16 protein-coding genes and 1 pseudogene are annotated in these 15127 nt (G+C 70.4%); 10 read left to right on the top strand and 7 right to left on the bottom strand.

Going from position 1 to position 15127, the window contains the following annotated elements; all coding sequences use genetic code 11:
* Nucleotides 1-8: 8 nt before the first annotated feature.
* Nucleotides 9-410 (bottom strand): MarR family winged helix-turn-helix transcriptional regulator, encoded by a 402-nt coding sequence (locus ABD858_RS33545; RefSeq protein ID WP_345033815.1) that lies wholly within the window; start codon nt 408-410, stop codon nt 9-11.
* Nucleotides 411-535: 125 nt separating this feature from the next.
* Here ABD858_RS33545 and ABD858_RS33540 point away from each other — a divergent pair, with 125 nt between their 5' ends.
* Entirely contained in the window at nt 536-766 is a 231-nt protein-coding gene (locus tag ABD858_RS33540) for a hypothetical protein (RefSeq protein ID WP_345033816.1), read from the top strand.
* Between the two features lie 193 nt (nt 767-959).
* Here ABD858_RS33540 and ABD858_RS33535 read toward each other — a convergent pair whose 3' ends face one another.
* Entirely contained in the window at nt 960-1301 is a 342-nt protein-coding gene (locus tag ABD858_RS33535; RefSeq protein WP_345033817.1) for a hypothetical protein, read from the bottom strand.
* A 170-nt stretch (nt 1302-1471) separates the two neighbouring features.
* Entirely contained in the window at nt 1472-1561 is a 90-nt protein-coding gene (locus ABD858_RS33530) for a LuxR C-terminal-related transcriptional regulator (protein WP_345033818.1), read from the bottom strand.
* Between the two features lie 321 nt (nt 1562-1882).
* Here ABD858_RS33530 and ABD858_RS33525 point away from each other — a divergent pair, with 321 nt between their 5' ends.
* Nucleotides 1883-5572 carry a S8 family serine peptidase gene (locus tag ABD858_RS33525; RefSeq protein ID WP_345033819.1) on the top strand — a complete coding sequence of 1230 codons (3690 nt, stop codon included), beginning with the start codon at nt 1883-1885 and terminating at the stop codon, nt 5570-5572.
* Between the two features lie 211 nt (nt 5573-5783).
* Here ABD858_RS33525 and ABD858_RS33520 read toward each other — a convergent pair whose 3' ends face one another.
* Nucleotides 5784-7232 (bottom strand): peptidoglycan D,D-transpeptidase FtsI family protein, encoded by a 1449-nt coding sequence (locus tag ABD858_RS33520; RefSeq protein WP_345033820.1) that lies wholly within the window; start codon nt 7230-7232, stop codon nt 5784-5786.
* Between the two features lie 404 nt (nt 7233-7636).
* Nucleotides 7637-8569, bottom strand: coding sequence for a GNAT family N-acetyltransferase (locus ABD858_RS33515; protein WP_345033822.1), 933 nt, complete (start codon nt 8567-8569; stop codon nt 7637-7639).
* 451 nt (nt 8570-9020) lie between these two features.
* Between ABD858_RS33515 and ABD858_RS33510 the strand changes: the two genes are divergently transcribed.
* From ABD858_RS33510 to ABD858_RS33500, 3 genes are all read left to right on the top strand, one after another.
* Nucleotides 9021-9644, top strand: a complete 624-nt coding sequence (locus tag ABD858_RS33510) for an RBBP9/YdeN family alpha/beta hydrolase (RefSeq protein ID WP_345033823.1) — start codon at nt 9021-9023, stop codon at nt 9642-9644.
* A gap of 125 nt (nt 9645-9769) precedes the next feature.
* Nucleotides 9770-10183, top strand: a complete 414-nt coding sequence (locus ABD858_RS33505; RefSeq protein WP_345033825.1) for a hypothetical protein — start codon at nt 9770-9772, stop codon at nt 10181-10183.
* A gap of 22 nt (nt 10184-10205) precedes the next feature.
* Nucleotides 10206-10403, top strand: a complete 198-nt coding sequence (locus ABD858_RS33500; RefSeq protein WP_345033828.1) for a hypothetical protein — start codon at nt 10206-10208, stop codon at nt 10401-10403.
* A 99-nt stretch (nt 10404-10502) separates the two neighbouring features.
* Here the strand turns inward: ABD858_RS33500 and merB are convergent, their stop codons facing one another.
* Nucleotides 10503-11432 carry an organomercurial lyase gene (gene merB, locus ABD858_RS33495; protein ID WP_345033831.1) on the bottom strand — a complete coding sequence of 310 codons (930 nt, stop codon included), beginning with the start codon at nt 11430-11432 and terminating at the stop codon, nt 10503-10505.
* A gap of 83 nt (nt 11433-11515) precedes the next feature.
* Between merB and ABD858_RS33490 the strand changes: the two genes are divergently transcribed.
* Both ABD858_RS33490 and ABD858_RS33485 read left to right on the top strand, forming a co-directional pair.
* Nucleotides 11516-11944 (top strand): heavy metal-responsive transcriptional regulator, encoded by a 429-nt coding sequence (locus ABD858_RS33490; RefSeq protein WP_345033832.1) that lies wholly within the window; start codon nt 11516-11518, stop codon nt 11942-11944.
* 11 nt (nt 11945-11955) lie between these two features.
* Entirely contained in the window at nt 11956-12246 is a 291-nt protein-coding gene (locus ABD858_RS33485; RefSeq protein ID WP_345033833.1) for a DUF427 domain-containing protein, read from the top strand.
* 80 nt (nt 12247-12326) lie between these two features.
* Here ABD858_RS33485 and ABD858_RS33480 read toward each other — a convergent pair.
* Nucleotides 12327-12632, bottom strand: a pseudogene (locus ABD858_RS33480) (DUF3626 domain-containing protein); the annotation flags it as partial.
* 353 nt (nt 12633-12985) lie between these two features.
* Between ABD858_RS33480 and ABD858_RS33475 the strand changes: the two are divergent.
* From ABD858_RS33475 to ABD858_RS33465, 3 genes are all read left to right on the top strand, one after another.
* A complete protein-coding gene (locus ABD858_RS33475; RefSeq protein WP_345033835.1) occupies nt 12986-13348 on the top strand; it encodes a DUF779 domain-containing protein in 363 nt (120 codons plus the stop codon).
* A gap of 125 nt (nt 13349-13473) precedes the next feature.
* On the top strand, nt 13474-14175 hold the full coding sequence (locus ABD858_RS33470; protein WP_425586294.1) for a phosphodiester glycosidase family protein: 702 nt from the start codon (nt 13474-13476) through the stop codon (nt 14173-14175).
* Nucleotides 14176-14291: 116 nt separating this feature from the next.
* The gene (locus ABD858_RS33465) at nt 14292-15089 is read left to right on the top strand and encodes a VOC family protein (RefSeq protein ID WP_345033836.1); all 798 of its coding nucleotides are present in this window, start codon (nt 14292-14294) and stop codon (nt 15087-15089) included.
* Nucleotides 15090-15127: the final 38 nt, after the last annotated feature.

The following is a 15127-nucleotide window of genomic DNA, read 5'->3' as shown; positions in this document are numbered from 1 at the left end:
GACAGGTCCTAAGCGCGGCGGCCCTTGGACAGGTGCCGGTAGCCCGGGTGGACACCCGGGGTGAGGCCCTGCTGGTCGGCGATGCGCGCGAGCAGTGCGGTCAACTGGGCCCGCTGATCGAGGTCCAGGGCCGAACAGACATCTTCCTCATGCGCGGAGGCAACCTTCCGCATCTCGTCCAGGACGCGTTGACCTTCGGCGGACAGATACAACACGTGATTGCGGCGATCCTCGGTGCTGCGGCGCCGCTCCACCAGTCCCTTGTCGTCAAGGTTGTCGATCAAGGTGACGACACGACTGGGCACAACCCCCAGCTCGGCGGCCAATGACCGCTGACTTCGCCCGGGTTGGCCGGCGATCATGCGCAGCAATCCGACATCCGGCGGGGCCAGCCCGCCAACGACGTCCAACGCCTCGGCTCCGTGGGCGCTTCCCCCTGGTCAGCCCGGAAGAGACCGAACGCAACCTGCTCGCTCTCCGGGACCTCGTCATCGGACGTACGTCCGCCCGATGGCTCTGGATCACACCGACCACGGTGGACGAAGAGCGCCTCAGTACGTACCCGCACTTCCAGCGGGCTCAGATCACCTGGTCCAACACGGACATCGGCCGCATCGCCGAGTTCCTGCACGCACAACCGGAACCCGTCGTCGACACCCGGGGCATCACCGCCGGTCTGCATCTGGAAGACGGCGTGCACCTCACGCTCGCCGAGCAGCGGGCCGTCGCTGTCACTGTGGTCCACGCCCTCGCGGAACTCTCATGAAGCCGGCTTTCTCCGGTGCCACCGGCACCGGAGAAAGCGAGCACACCGCCGCGCCCCACACGACGCCGGAGCCGGCGGTCAACACCATCGCCGGGGCGCCGAGCGACGCCCCACCGGAAGTCGGCCGGCGGCGGGTCATCGCGCATCTCGACGAGAAGGCCGACGAGCAGGCAGCCGTGACGGCGCCCGGCCGTCAGCTCGCGGCGGCGGCCTTGTCGAGCTCCCACGAGTGGAGCTTGAACTCGCGGAGGAAGTCGGGGTGGTCCTCCCAGTTGCGGGCGATGCCTCGCAGGACGTCCCAGTTGTGCTCCAGTGCCTGATCGATGGTGTTGCGCATTGCCGGGTCGGCCGTCGCCCGCTGCTCGGCAAGCCCCTTGACCGCCGTCGCGGCCTTCACTGTGTTGAGGAGTGCACGCAGCGCGCGGGAGGTGTCATCCATCCCGAAACCGTGCTCGCTGCCCATCTCGGCGTCGAAGAGTGGGCGAAGCCGGTCCTCGAGGAACGCGGCGATCCGCTCGAAGTGCTGGGCGTCCATCGGGCTCTCCTCCTGCCGCGCAGCCATCAGGCCCGGCGTTTTCAGTGATCCATCTGCTCAGGACGACTGTAATCGTCCTCCGCTTCCTTCGGACCGCGGGGTACTCCGGGTCACCGACGAGCACCCCGCACACGGACCTTCCCGTACTCGTGGGGAGTCCGCCGTCGCCGTCAGGCCAGCAGGGCCTGGGCCAGAACCGTCCGGCCGGAGATTCCGAGCTTGCGATAGACCCTGCCCAGATGGTTCTCCACCGTCCTCACGACATCACCTACGCCTGCCCCCTGCGCTGTTCCCACTGCTCCTCCGAATCGGGCCGCCGCCCTGCGCGCCGGCTCAAGCGCGGCTTCCGGAAGTACGCCCTCGGTCCGACGCCCTGACCGGCGCGCGGCCCCGATCCGCGCGCCGCCCGACTCGTTGCGACGCCTGACCGGCATACGGCTGTCAACAGGGCTGTGTCAACTGGCGGTTGGCCGCCAGGCACATAGCCGCCACGCGCGACAGGCGTCAACTCACCTCCCACGGCCCAGACTCATCGCGGCGCCCGGAACCACCCCTTCCCCCGGGCGTCCGAGGAGTGCGTCGTGATCAGACCTTCCGCACGAGGAAGGGCCGCCCTGCTCGCCGCAGGGCTCTCCCTGGTACTGCTCTCGGCAGGGCAGACCGTCGCCGCGTCCGATACCGCTCCAGACACCGCGTCCGTACCGGCCACCTTCACCGGGGCCCAGGGCTCGAGCACCACCGTCACCCTCATCACCGGTGACCGCGTCACCCTCACCGACCTCGGCGGCGGCCGGAAGACCGTCACCGTCGACCGGGCCAAGGGCGCCACCGGAGCCGTCCGCAGCGAGACCGTGAACGGCAGGGTCACCGTCATACCCGACGAGGCCCGGCCCTACCTGGAGGCCGGTGTCCTCGACCGGCGGCTCTTCGACGTCACCGGCCTCGTCGAGCAGGGCATCACCGGCGAGCTGCCGCTGATCGTGACGCACGGCAAGGGTGCCCGCGCCGCCGCGGTGGCCCCGCGCGGCACCAAGACCGTCCGGGCCCTGCCCAGCATCGGCGGCGCGGCCGTACGGGCCACCGAACCAGCCGCCTTCTGGCGCGAGTTCACCGGCTCCGCCCGACCCGGCGCCCGCTCGGCCGGTGCCGTGAAGGTCTGGCTCGACGCCCGGGTCAAGGCCGCCATGGCCGACTCCAACGCCCAGATCGGCACCCCCAAGGCCTGGGAGGCCGGCCTGACCGGCAAGGACGTCAAGGTCGCCGTACTCGACACCGGCGCCGACCTCTCCCACCCCGACCTCGCCGGACGGGTCACCGAGACCCGGTCCTTCATCGAGGGCCAGGAGGTCGCCGACCGCAACGGCCACGGCACCCATGTCGCCTCCACCGTCGGCGGCAGCGGCGCGGGCTCCGCGGGCAAGGAGCAGGGCGTCGCCCCCGGCACCACCCTCGCCGTCGGCAAGGTCCTCACCGACCAGGGCTTCGGCACCGAGTCGCAGATCATCGCCGGCATGGAGTGGGCCGCCCGGGACATCGACGCAAAGATCGTCTCGATGAGCCTCGGCTCCAGCGAGGCCAGCGACGGCACCGACCCCATGGCCCAGGCGGTGAACACCCTCTCCGCCGAGACCGGCGCCCTCTTCGTCATCGCCGCCGGCAACTCCGGCGCCCCGGGCTCCATCGGCTCACCCGGCGCCGCCGACTCCGCGCTCACCGTCGGCGCCGTCGACTCCGCCGACCGCCCCGCCTACTTCACCAGCAAGGGCCCCCGCTACAGCGACCAGGCCCTCAAGCCCGACATCTCCGCCCCCGGTGTCGGCATTCTCGCCGCCCGCTCCCAGCTCGTCGGCGGCAGCGGCCTCTACACCTCCAAGAGCGGTACGTCGATGGCGACCCCGCATGTCGCGGGCGTTGCCGCGCTCCTCGCCGAGCGGCACCCCGACTGGACCGGCGCCCAGCTCAAGAACGCCCTCATGTCCAGCTCCAAGACGCTCACCGCGTCCTCGTACGCCCTCGGCGCGGGCCGGGTCGACGTAGCTGCCGCGATCTCCGCGAACGTCACCGCCACCGGCTCCGCCGACCTGGGCTTCTACTCCTGGCCGTACGAGACGAACAAGCCGGTGACGAAGACCGTCACGTACACCAACTCCTCCGACGCGCCCGTCGAGCTGAACCTGGCCGTCGAGGGCATGCCGGAGGGCACCGCCGCCCTCGCCGACACCACCCTCACCGTCCCGGCCCACGGCACCGCGCAGACCACCGTCACCGGCGACGGCGCCAAGGCCCCCGTCGGCACCAGCTCCGGCCGCATCACCGCCACCTCCGGCGGCACGCCCGTCGCGCACACCGCGCTCGGCCTGGTCAAGGAGGAGGAGCGTTACAACCTCACCGTCCATGTCAAGGACCGCGACGGCGCCCCCACCCGCGCCTGGCTCGGGGTGCAGCGGCTGGCCGCGAACGAAGACCCGTTCCCGGCGTCCGTCGGCGAGTCCGGCACCGTCCAGCTGCGCCTGAAGCCCGGCACGTACACCGTCAGCACCTTCCTCGACGTCCTCGGCTCGCACGGCAAGGACTCCCTCGGCCTCGGCTTCCTCACCGATCCGGAGATCGTCCTCGACCGCGACCGCGAGATCACCCTCGACGGGCGCCGGCTGCGTGAGATACGCGCCGAGGTCGAGAAGCGCACCGAGACCCGGCAGGTTCTGATGGAGTTCGACCGCAAGGCCAACGGGGCCTCCTACGGCGGCGCCGTCCTGGTCCCGCCCCGCTACGATTCGATCTTCGCCGCGCCCACCGCCAAGCCCGCCACCGGCACCTTCGAGTACCGGACGGTCTGGCGGCTCGGCAAGCCGTTGCTCGAGGTCGCCGCGGGCGGCGTCCGGCTCACCGGCGCCACCCCGCAAGTCGGCGCCACCCTCCTCGAAGGCCGCCACCGTCTCGGCGTCGTCGACGCGGGCACCGGCACCGCCGCGGAGTACGCCGGCAAGGATGTCACCGGCAAGGCGGTCCTGGTCCGCCGCACCGAGGGCGCCGACACCACGCAGCTCGCCCAGACCGCCCAGGACGCGGGCGCCAAGGCCCTGTTCGTCACCGACGACAAGCCCGGCCGGCTGATGGCCTGGTTCGGCACCGCCGACCGCGAGGACCGGCCGCTCGCCGTCGCCACCGTGAACGCGGCCGACGCCGCCACGATCGCGGCCGCCGCGGCCCGCGGGACGGCGCTCGACCTGACGGGCACCCGCTTCACCCCGTACACCTACGACCTCTCCGAGGGACACCCCGGCGCCATCGGCACGGATCTCGTCTTCCGGCCCGACGAGGACGAACTCGCCACCATCCGCTCGAAGTACCACATGCCGACGGCCAAGAAGGAGATCGGCGGCGAGTTCCGCTTCTCGATCACCGACACCTTCCGGATCGGCTTCGGCTTCAAGGAGTGGATCGCCTTCCCGACCGAGCGCACCGAGTACGTCTCCACCGGCACCGGCCAGCGCTGGCACGAGTCCGTCGACCTGGAGAACTCGCTCGAGCAGCGCGGCGGCACCCCGTCCTACCGGGGTGGCAGCAAGGTCGAGCTGGAGTGGTTCAAGCCGGTCTGGCACCCGTGGCTCGGCACCGGCCTCGGCTGGGGTCAGGAGCGCTCCGGCAACTGGCTGCGCTTCAACACGCCCGGCTGGGGCGACTCCGGACCGGACCACACCGGGTTCGGCGACGTGTACAACGACCCGACGATGAGCCAGTACACCGAGGTGTACGTCGACGGCGTGCGGGTCGACCGCAGGAAGAGCTCCGGCGTCAACGCCGTGAAGGCCCCCGCGCAGGAGGCCACCTACAAGGTCGTCACCGACACCACGCTCGACCCGGCCCGCTGGCGGCTCGGCACCAAGGGCCACGCCGAGTGGACCATCCGCTCCAAGGAGACCCCGGCCGACCGGTTCACCTACCTGCCGCTGATCAACCTCGGCTTCGACCTCGACACCGACCTCGTCGGTGACGTCCGGGGCGGCAGCCGGGTGCCCGTACGGATCTACGCCGAGTACGTGAAGGGCGCGCCGGACACCGGTGTCCTCGGCGGCGGCTCCCTGGAGGTCTCCTACGACGAGGGGGCGACCTGGACGAACGTCGCGCTGCGCTCGTCGCGCGGCGCCTCCTGGAAGGGTGAGCTGCGCGTCCCGGACGGCGCGAAGTCCGTCTCGCTGCGGGCGGGCGCGAGCGACGACAGGGGCGGCTCGGTGAAGCAGGAGCTCATCCGCGCGGTGGGCGTGCGCTGACCACCCCGCGTACGACGCGCAGTTCGATCAGGTCCTGGGGCGCAGCCGGAGCTGTCCGGCCGTCCCCGGGACCTGGTCCTGCGTGCGCTCGAGGATCTGCGCGGCGAGCCGGGCGCGATGACGGAGTCGCGGACCGCCCAGGAAGTCCGGACACGGAGCACACGCGCCGACGACTCGGCGCGAAGCGACGCGCTGCCTCTGCCGCAGGCGACTACGTGAGCGCTGCCCGCATCATCTTCTGAGCCACCGGCGCCGCCAGGCCGTTGCCGCTGACCTCGGAACGCGCGGCGGCGGAGTCCTCGACGACCACCGCGACCGCGACCTGCTTGCCGGTGGCGTCGTCCTTGGCGTACGAGGTGAACCAGGCGTAGGGCGTCTTGCTGTTGTCGACGCCCCGCTGCGCGGTCCCGGTCTTGCCGCCCACTTCCGCGCCGTCGATCCGCGCGTTCGTGCCGGTGCCGTCCTCGACGACCGTGACCATCGCGCTGCGCAGCTGCTCGGCCGTCGAGGCGGAGACCACTCGCCGGGTGTCCGGGTCCTCGAAGCTCTGCAGGGTGTTGCCGGACGAGTCCGTCACCTTGGACACCATGTGCGGCGACTTCAGCTCACCGTCGTTGGCAAGCACTGCCGGAACCATCGCCATCTGCAGCGGCGTCGCCGTGACGTCGAACTGGCCGATGCCCGTCAGCGCCGTCTGCGCCTTGTCCATACCGGACGGGTAGACGCTCTTCGCGGCCCGCACCGGCACATCGAGCTTGTCGGTGTTGAAGCCGAACTTCTCCGCCGTTTCGCGGACCTTGTCCTGGCCGAGGTCGACGGCCAGCTTGGCGAAGACGTTGTTGCACGAGTACTGGAGCGCGGTGCGCAGGGTCGCGTTCTCGCACGGCGCGGAGCGGTTCTCGTTCTCCAGGACCGTGGCCGTGCCGGGCAGGGTGTACGGATCCGGGCTGTCGGTCGGCTCGTCGACCGACCCGTACATCCCGTCCTCCAGCGCTGCCGCCGCGACCACCAGCTTGAAGGTGGAGCCGGGCGGATAGGTCTGCCGCAGCGCCCGATTGAGCATGGGCTGGTCCTCGTCCCCGGTCAGCTGCTTCCACGCCTCGCCGTCCGTCGTCCCGCTGATCTGCGACGGGTCGTACGAAGGTGTGGACGCCATCGCGAGGATCTCCCCGGTCTCCGGGTCGATGGCGACGGCCGCACCCTTCTTGCTGCCGAGCCCCTCGTACGCCGCCTTCTGCACTGCCGGATCGATCGTCGTCACCACATCGCCGGGTTTCGGGTGCCGGCCCAGGACAGCGTCCGCCGGCTTCCGCAGCCGGTCGTCGGTCCCGTCGAGGACATCACCGTAGATGCCCTCGAGCTGGGTGGCTCCGTATGCCTGCGATCTGTAGCCGGTGACGGGCGCATACAGCTCGCCGTCCGTATACGTGCGCTGGTACGCGAGATCGCCGCTGCCCGTCTTCTTCGAGCCGGTGACCGGGGAACCGGCCACGATGATGTCGCCCAGCGGCTGTGCGTACTGGTCGATGGTCTTCCGCCGGTTGTGTTCGTTGTCCGCGAGTGCCTGGGCTTCGAAGAACTGCAGCCAGGTGGCTCGCATCATCAGAGCGAGCACCATCAGCAGACAGAGGACCGAAGCGTGTCTGATCGTCTTGTTCATCCCGCACAAGAACGAACGGGCGGACCGAGTCGTTCCGGTCCGCCGCGTTTCTCTTGTTCTCCTCGTCCTGGCCGGCCCGGCCGTCCGCTGTGCCCGCGGCAGGGCGGCGCGGCGCAAGCCGTCGGCCTGCGAGTCAGAGACTCGGGGCGCGGTGGGTGGGTCCGCCGTCGAGAAGGGTGGGCGTCACCGGAAACTCGGGCAGGTCGGTGGCCGGGACTGCACGTCGCACCCGCGACCCGCTCCCCCCACGTCGCAGCAGTCCCCCTTTTCGTCATCTCGACGAGATGCCGGCGACTACGTCTGCCGGCCTGAACGGGAGCGCCTCGACCGTACGGGCCCCAGGACCGGTTTACCACATGGGCGCCGCAGGCTGCCGCTCGCGGCGGCCTCGCCCACTCCGGCGATCAGAGAGTCCGGCTGAACTCCAGCCGGGCGGCGAAGTTCTCGTACCCAGCCCTCCGGAACGCCCTGGCCATCGCCTCATTGGCCGCGTCGCAGTCCCCACGGATCTCGGTGGCGCCGTTCGCCCCGAGAACACGCGTGCCGCGGACGACGACCGAGGTCGCGTACCCCTTGCCACGATGGGCGGGCGCGACACCGACGAAACCGATCACGGGCACGCTGGGACTCTCGGCGGGCAGGCTGACCACGGCCGGGGTGCCGTCCGCGTCGTAACCGATCTCCCACCACTCGGGCTCGTGCCGCAGCTCGCCCGTCTCCTCGAAGAGCAGCTCTGCCGCACGCCGCAGACCGTGCCGCTCCACGTCGGCGGCGAGGCGCGCGTCCGCGGTGTCCGCGAGCAGCTCCTGCAGTACGTCGATGAACGGCTCGCGGCCGAGATCGGCGAGCGAGCGGAAGCTCAGCCGAGGATCGTCGGCGGGCAACTCCTCAGGGACCTGGAGCCTGAACCGTCGTCCGTCGCGCACCACTTGGAATCCTGCCTGCCGGAGCAGCTCGCCCCGGCGCCCCGGGTCCCGCTGGAACTGCGGGGCCTGGGCGGGCGAGTCGACGACGTGCTCCAGTTCGTTCGCACCCGACTCCCCTGCCTTCGCGGCCGCTGCGTCCAGCAGCGCGATCCCGGTCTCCGGCGACTCCGCCGGCGCTTCGAACAGCACAACGGCCAGCGGGACCTCGTGGCCGGGTATGGTCCACAGCACCGCGCTGCCGATCAGCCGCCCGTCGCCGCCCTCGGCGACCAGGCACCACTCGGGGCGGGTGCACTTGCCGTCGAGGAGCCGGACGAGATACTCCCGGGTCGCGGCGTTGCGCTCGTCGTCGCCGGGGTACTCGACCAGGGCGGGCAGTTCGTCGGGGCGGGCGATACGAATGGATGTCACGGAGATCCTTGTCGTCCCGGGGAAAGGTCTGTGCTGCCCCGCGAACCTAACGGCGGGGCCAGTGGCAGGCCAGATCTTTTCCCAGCCCGTCCGGTCAGGACGTCAGGTGCTCTGAAAACCACCCATGGGTTGCGGGCGATCCGTGCCGTTGTTACGGCCAGGGCAGTCTCACGGTTGAGCAGGTGAGGCCGCGGGGACCGTACAACGCAACTCCGCGTAGCCGGCCGCCGGCCCCTCGTGCAGCACGACAGTGCCGGCCCTGCGCCGGTCACCGTAGACACCTGTGTTGTTCACCCACTGTGAGATCGGTGGGTCGCCCGTTCCAGTCAGTCCCGGCCGTCCTCATCTGTTCCATCCGAGAGACTGACTGGACCTGCATGATCGGCCATGCCGACAATCGCCTTGAGCCTCCCGGCCTGAGGCCGGACCTTCCCTCTGACTGCGAGAGAACATGACCGAAATCCCGATCGAGCGCGGCTTCCTGATTCTCCACGGATGGCAGAACCACCGACCCGCCGGGCACTGGCAGCACTGGCTGGCCGACCGGCTCACGGCCCTGGGGCACGAGGTCGACTATCCCCAACTGCCCGACCCGGACCAGCCCGAGCTGGAACGGTGGCTGGCCGAACTGAGAGCTCGGCCCGGCATGTTGCGCGGGCAGGGACTCACCGTCGTCTGCCACAGCCTGGCCTGTCTGCTGTGGCTGCACGCCGTGGCCCGCAACACCGTGCCGGTCCCCGTCGACCGGGTGCTCCTCGTCGCTCCGCCGTCTCCGGGCATACTCGAACAGCACGCGGAGATCGCAGGGTTCACCCCGCCGCCGGTGACGGCCTCGCAATTCTCCGCCGCTTCCGTGTACACCCGGATCGTCGGCAGCGACAACGACCCCTACTGCCCGGAAGGCGCCGCTGCCGCGTACGGCGAACCTCACGGCCTGCCTGCGGACGTCCTCGCCGGCGAGGCTCACCTGGACATGGACGCGGGCTACGGCTCCTGGCCCTCGATCCTCGACTGGTGCCTCGCCTCGTCGAACGACGCCCGGATCCAGCGCCGTACCGGCGTCGCTCCGGGATGATCCGCAAGCTGCCGGCCGGCCTTCCCACGATTGCCGGATGCCCGCGGCCGGCAAGGCACACCCAGGCCCCCGTCCCTCACCCGCGCTGGGCCGGCGTTGTCAGTGACCGGGCGTATGTTCCTCGCATGAAGACGACAAGGCCCTCCCAGAAGTGGCGCAAGGCGATCGCGGAGGAAGCCCGTGAGTTGGCGGCGGGAACGCTGGATCCGGAGTGCGCGGAGATGACGCTGCTCTATCCGGAGCCGCTGATACGGGCTGTGGACGATGTGCTGGCGAGGTACGAGACCGAGTTGGCCGGGCTGCCGAACAGGCCCTCGGACGCCGAAGTCCTCAGGGCCGTCGAGCACGTGGTCGTGGCCCTCAACGGCGTGGACGAGGATGCGGAACTCGGCGGCTCCGGGTTCGACACCGTCGACCGGGAGGATCTGTTCGAGTACATCTACGGATCGCTGGTCACGCACGGCGTCGATGTCCCCGCGCTGGCCGCGCGGAACGGCATGGAGCCCGACGAGATCACAGACGAGTGGCGGGAGTGGTGAAGCAAGGGTGGAACCGGTGGATATGACGGATCATCAGGAAGTCGGGGCGGCGTTCGCGGCGATCATGCTCGGCGCGGTGATAAGTAAGGAGCCGCCGGATCCCGCGTCGCCGCTCGGGCGGGTGCTGGCGTTCACGGAGAAGTACGGGGAGGGCGCCCTCACCGACAAGCACATGGAGGCCGCCATTGAGGGACGGCCGTTGCCTCCCCCTGCGGGCTGAGACGAGGCAGGCCGCAGGGGGAACGGAGCCCGCTCCCGGCGCGCGGCGACCATGAGTGAGCGGGACAGCGCTGACCGTCGCCGCTGGTGGCGATGCGGTTCAGTCGTCGGCCAGCAGCCGGCCGAAGATCCGCCGGCCGATCTCCTCCGCCCGGGCCTGGTCGATGCTCCGTCCCGCCACATCAGGGTGCGCCTCCGCCCATGCCTGGGCGGAGGCGGCGTCGGCGAAGAAGTTCAGCGCATCGCAGCAGACCGAGGCCGCAGGCCCGGAGCAGGTGCGGCATCCGAGGAACACCACCACGCCCGCCGGCTCCCAGACCGTCTTCCGGCCTGTCGTGCTGACGATGACCGGCTCGCCGGTCACCGGGTCCGCGGAGGAGATGACCACATCGCGGCCGATCATCGCGGGAATGCCGAGCGCGTCGATCGCGCACATGGCCCATGCCTCCGTGCCTCCGTCGATTCGTACGCGGTGCGCGGTCGGAGCGGCGGAGAAGGGGTACGCCGCCCTGATCCGCCCGCGGTCGTCGACGGTCAGAAAATCCTCCCGGGCCAGCTCGGCCAGTGCCTCACGGGCCGTGCGCCCGTATGGGGCAGCGACCGGGTCCACTACGCCGAGGGCGGGCGCCGCCCCCGTCTCGGCGAAGTGCCGCAATACCGCCTGCTGCACCGCTCGCAGCCCGCGTTCGGCGGGCGCCCGGCGGCCCCGGCCGGCCCGGTCCAGGAAATCGGGGACGTCCGCGAGCGCCCGGCGCAGGGCCACAACGCCCGGTGCCCCGTCGAGGGCACCGTCGGTGTCCCGGTAGAGGCGACAGGACAGGCTCGGCTCCGCGCCTGCGACGGCGAACGGATCGGCGCCGTCCAGCAGGACCGTGGGCGAGCCGGTCATCCCCCACCGGGCGGCGCCGGCCTCGTCGGACACCTCGACGAGGTCCACCGGCACGTCACGGCCCGCCAGCGCGGCCATGATCCTCTCGTGCACGAGCGTGGCGTTCGGGCAGTCCGGAACGGTCAACACCGTGATCCGCATCGTGGGGTCCTCCTTGTTTCTCCGCCTGTTCCAGGACGGTAGACCTTCCAGTGCACTGGAAGGTCAAGGGCTACCCTGAGGACATGCGCATCGGCGACCTCGCCGCGTCCAGCGGGCTGACCACCAGGACCATCCGCTACTACGAGCAGGCCGGTCTTCTGCCCGTCCCGCCCCGCACCCCGGGCGGCTACCGCGACTATCCGGAGCGGACCACAAGACGGCTGGCGTTCATCCGCGAAGCGCAGGGGTCCGGGCTCACCCTCGCCGAGATCCGCTCCGTCCTCGCCCTTCGTGATGCCGGGACATCCCCCTGCGAACACGTCACGACGCTCGTCGACCGGCATCTCGCCGACATCGACCGGCGACTGGCCGAGCTGCGCGCCACCCGCGCCGCCCTGAACGCGCTCGCGGAGCGGGCCTCCGCGACCGACCCGGCCGACTGCACCGATGCCGACATCTGCCGTATCTTCGCCGGGTCCGAGAACGGGCGACACGGCCCACGCTCACTATGAGGAGCAAAGCCATGCCGCGGGCTGTCTGGAACGGAACCGTGATCGCGGAGGCCCCCCGCACAGTGATCGTCGAGGGCAACCACTATTTCCCGCCCGAGACGCTGAACCGCCGGTACTTCACGGCGAGTTCCACGAAGTCGCTCTGCTTCTGGAAGGGGATCGCCCGGTACTGCACCATCACCGTGAGCGGTCGAACCAATCCGGACGCAGCCTGGTACTACCCGCACCCGAGTCCCCTCGCGCGCCGGATCAAGAACCATGTCGCGTTCCAGCACGGGGTCACGGTGGAGGACACGCCGTGAGCGCCCGTCGGCTCGCCCGGGCAGCAGCCTGAGTCGCGGGGACCACTGCCGTGACCTTCAGCAGCTGTGCGTGCTGGTCAGCAGAAGGTGGCGCGCGCGAGGGTTTCGGCGTTGAGCCTGAAGTACGAGGAGCCGAATCGCGGGGCCCCTCCGGCGGGATCGCGCCGGAAGTTCAGCGCTCCATAGACGGGGCGCTCGTCGGCGGCGGCATGGTCGTAGGCGCCGCCGAAAATACGGCTCTCCCAGTGCCACCGATCCCCGTCCGGGTGAACTGTCAGACCGCCGTTGCTGGTGCCCGTCACGAACTGCGACCGGTAGACACCGTCTTCGGCCATCCTGACCAGGATCGGCCGGTCGCCCGCCATGCGGTCGGGATGGAAGTTCATCGTCAGCCGCAACCCAGAGCCGAGCTGCCCTCCCTGGGACAGAGCTGCGACATGGCGCAAGGCCCTCTCCTGCGGTGGCCGGCCGGTGCCCGTATTCATCCGCGCAGTGTGCATGAAGTCCGTCCGTCACGACACCTGGTTTCAGTCGCGCGGCGGCTGAGCTCTGTGCGCTCGCAACCCCCTCGCAACCTCACAGGGAGTTGGCTGAGTCACTGGTCCGGGCCGGATCGCGGGCGGCCCGGGGGACCACATTTGTTTCGCCGGCCTGGAGAGGGGCGACACGTGTACGAACACGAGACGAAGAGACTGCCGGTCAGCCGCTCCTCCGAGAAACTCGGCTTCCGGGAGGCATAGTGACGCAGCGTGTACCGCGCGTGGAGCTGACCCCTGCGGCCGCCGGTCTGGTGCGGCGGCTGCGGGAGGCTCACGGGCCGCTGATGTTCCACCAGTCGGGCGGCTGCTGCGACGGCAGCGCCCCGATGTGCTATCCGGACGGCGAGTTCCGCACCGGCGGATCTGACGTCTTGTTAGAGTCCCTGACCGTCGAGGGTGTCGAGGAGCCGGTGCCCTTCTGGATCTCGGCGAGCCAGTACGAGGTGTGGTGCCACACGCGGCTGACCGTCGATGTGGTGGAAGGCCGCGGCAGCGGTTTCTCCCTGGAGGCCCCCGAGGGGGTGCGTTTCCTGATCCGTTCCCGGCTGCTCGGCGAGCAGTGACCGTCCGGCCGCCGCGCGCTCTGGTGAAGTTCCCTGCCGCGCTGGGAGAGTTGGGGAGACGCTAGGGGGACCGTGAAGCGTGGCGGCAATCGGGTACGTGCGGCACTGACGGTACTGACGGCCATGTGCGCGCTGGCCGGTGCGGGGCTCGCGGGAGCGCGCCGGCCGACGGCGCGGAGACCGGGCTCCGTCTCAGCGTACCGCTGCGCACCGCGCCGGGCGTGGAGTACCGGGAATTCGACATCGCGGCGTCCCTGGGACGGGCACACGGGCATCTGCTCTCGGTCGATCTGCGCAACCCGAAGGTGTCGGTGGATCTGCTGTACCCGGGCGCGGTCGGGGCCAGGGCCCGGGTGTCCGCGATGGCCCGTGCGAGGGGCGCCGTGGGCGCCGTCGACGGCGACTTCTTCAACATCACGGAGACCCAGCACCCGGGCATCAAGGCGACCGGTGCCCCGGTGGGCCCGGCGATCGCGGGCGGGCGTGTCCTGAAGGCGGCCGTCCCGGACGGCCGGCGCTTCGGGCCGGCGCTCCCGCCGAGGACGATCACGCGGGACGTGATCGGGGTGGGCATCGCGAACGGCGGCCGACGGCTGCTGCTCGCGTTGGACGGCGGTCCGGCGTACCGCACCGGTCTGACGCTCGCCGAGCTGGCGCAGGTGATGCGGAGCCTCGGGTCACGCGATGCGTTCAGTCTGGACGGCGGAGGGTCGTCCACTCTGGTGGCCCGTCTCCCGGGCGTTACCGCGCTCGGTGTCGTCAACCATCCCTCCGGCGGAGCCGAGCGTGCTGTGCCCAATGGGATCGGCGTGTTCTCCTGGGGCTGAAGACGAAAAGCCCCAAAAAGAATTGACCATATGTTCGATTCCTTTGTCGCGCGGAGGGGCGGTTCCGTGACTAGCGTGGCAAGCCGTACATTTCCCCCTCAGAGGAGAGCAAGGCCATGGCAGCACTACCAGAGGGCACCCCGTGCTGGGTCGATGCGATGTTCAAGGACGTGGAGGGCGCGAAGCACTTCTACGGTGAAGTGCTCGGCTGGACCTTCGGCGAGGCCGCATCGGAGTTCGGCAACTACACGCAGGCCTACTCGGGCGGCAAGGCCGTCGCCGCGGTCGTGCCGCCGATGCCCGGCCCGGAGGGCCAGGAAGCCCCGTCGGCCTGGATGCTCTACCTCGCGTCGCCGGACGCGGCCGCCGCCGCCGGGAAGATCCGCGACAACGGCGGCGAGGTGGTGATGGGGCCGATGCAGATCGGCGACTTCGGCACCATGGTGATCGGCCGCGACCCCAGCGGTGTCCTCTTCGGCGTGTGGCAGGCAGGCACCCACAAGGGCTTCGAGAAGCAGGGCGAGACCGGCTCGTTCGCCTGGGCCGAGGTCTTCACCCGCGATGTCGCGAAGACGGACGCATTCTTCCCCGCCGTCTTCCCGTACACCGCGAAGAAGATGGCGGACGAGCAGATGGACTACAAGACCTTCCACATCGGCGGGGAGTCGGTCATGGGCCGGATGCCGATGACCGGCGAATTCCCGCCCGAGATCCCGCCGTACATCCAGGTCTACTTCACGGTCGACAACTGCGACATCGCCGTGGAGAAGTCCACCAAACTCGGCGGAAAGCTGGTGTTCGGCCCGATGGACAGCCCGTTCGGCCGGTTCGCGGCGGTGGTCGACCCGCAGGGTGCGGCATTCGCCGTGATCGACCCGAAGACGACGGCGGGCGAGGTGCCCGAGTTCATGTGACGGTCGCCGCCCGGGGCCGGACCGGCCCCGGGCACGCC

It is taken from the genome of Streptomyces sannanensis, assembly GCF_039536205.1.
GTDB classification, from domain to species: Bacteria; Actinomycetota; Actinomycetes; order Streptomycetales; family Streptomycetaceae; genus Streptomyces; species Streptomyces sannanensis.
This window is presented reverse-complemented; position numbering and strand designations above follow the sequence as displayed.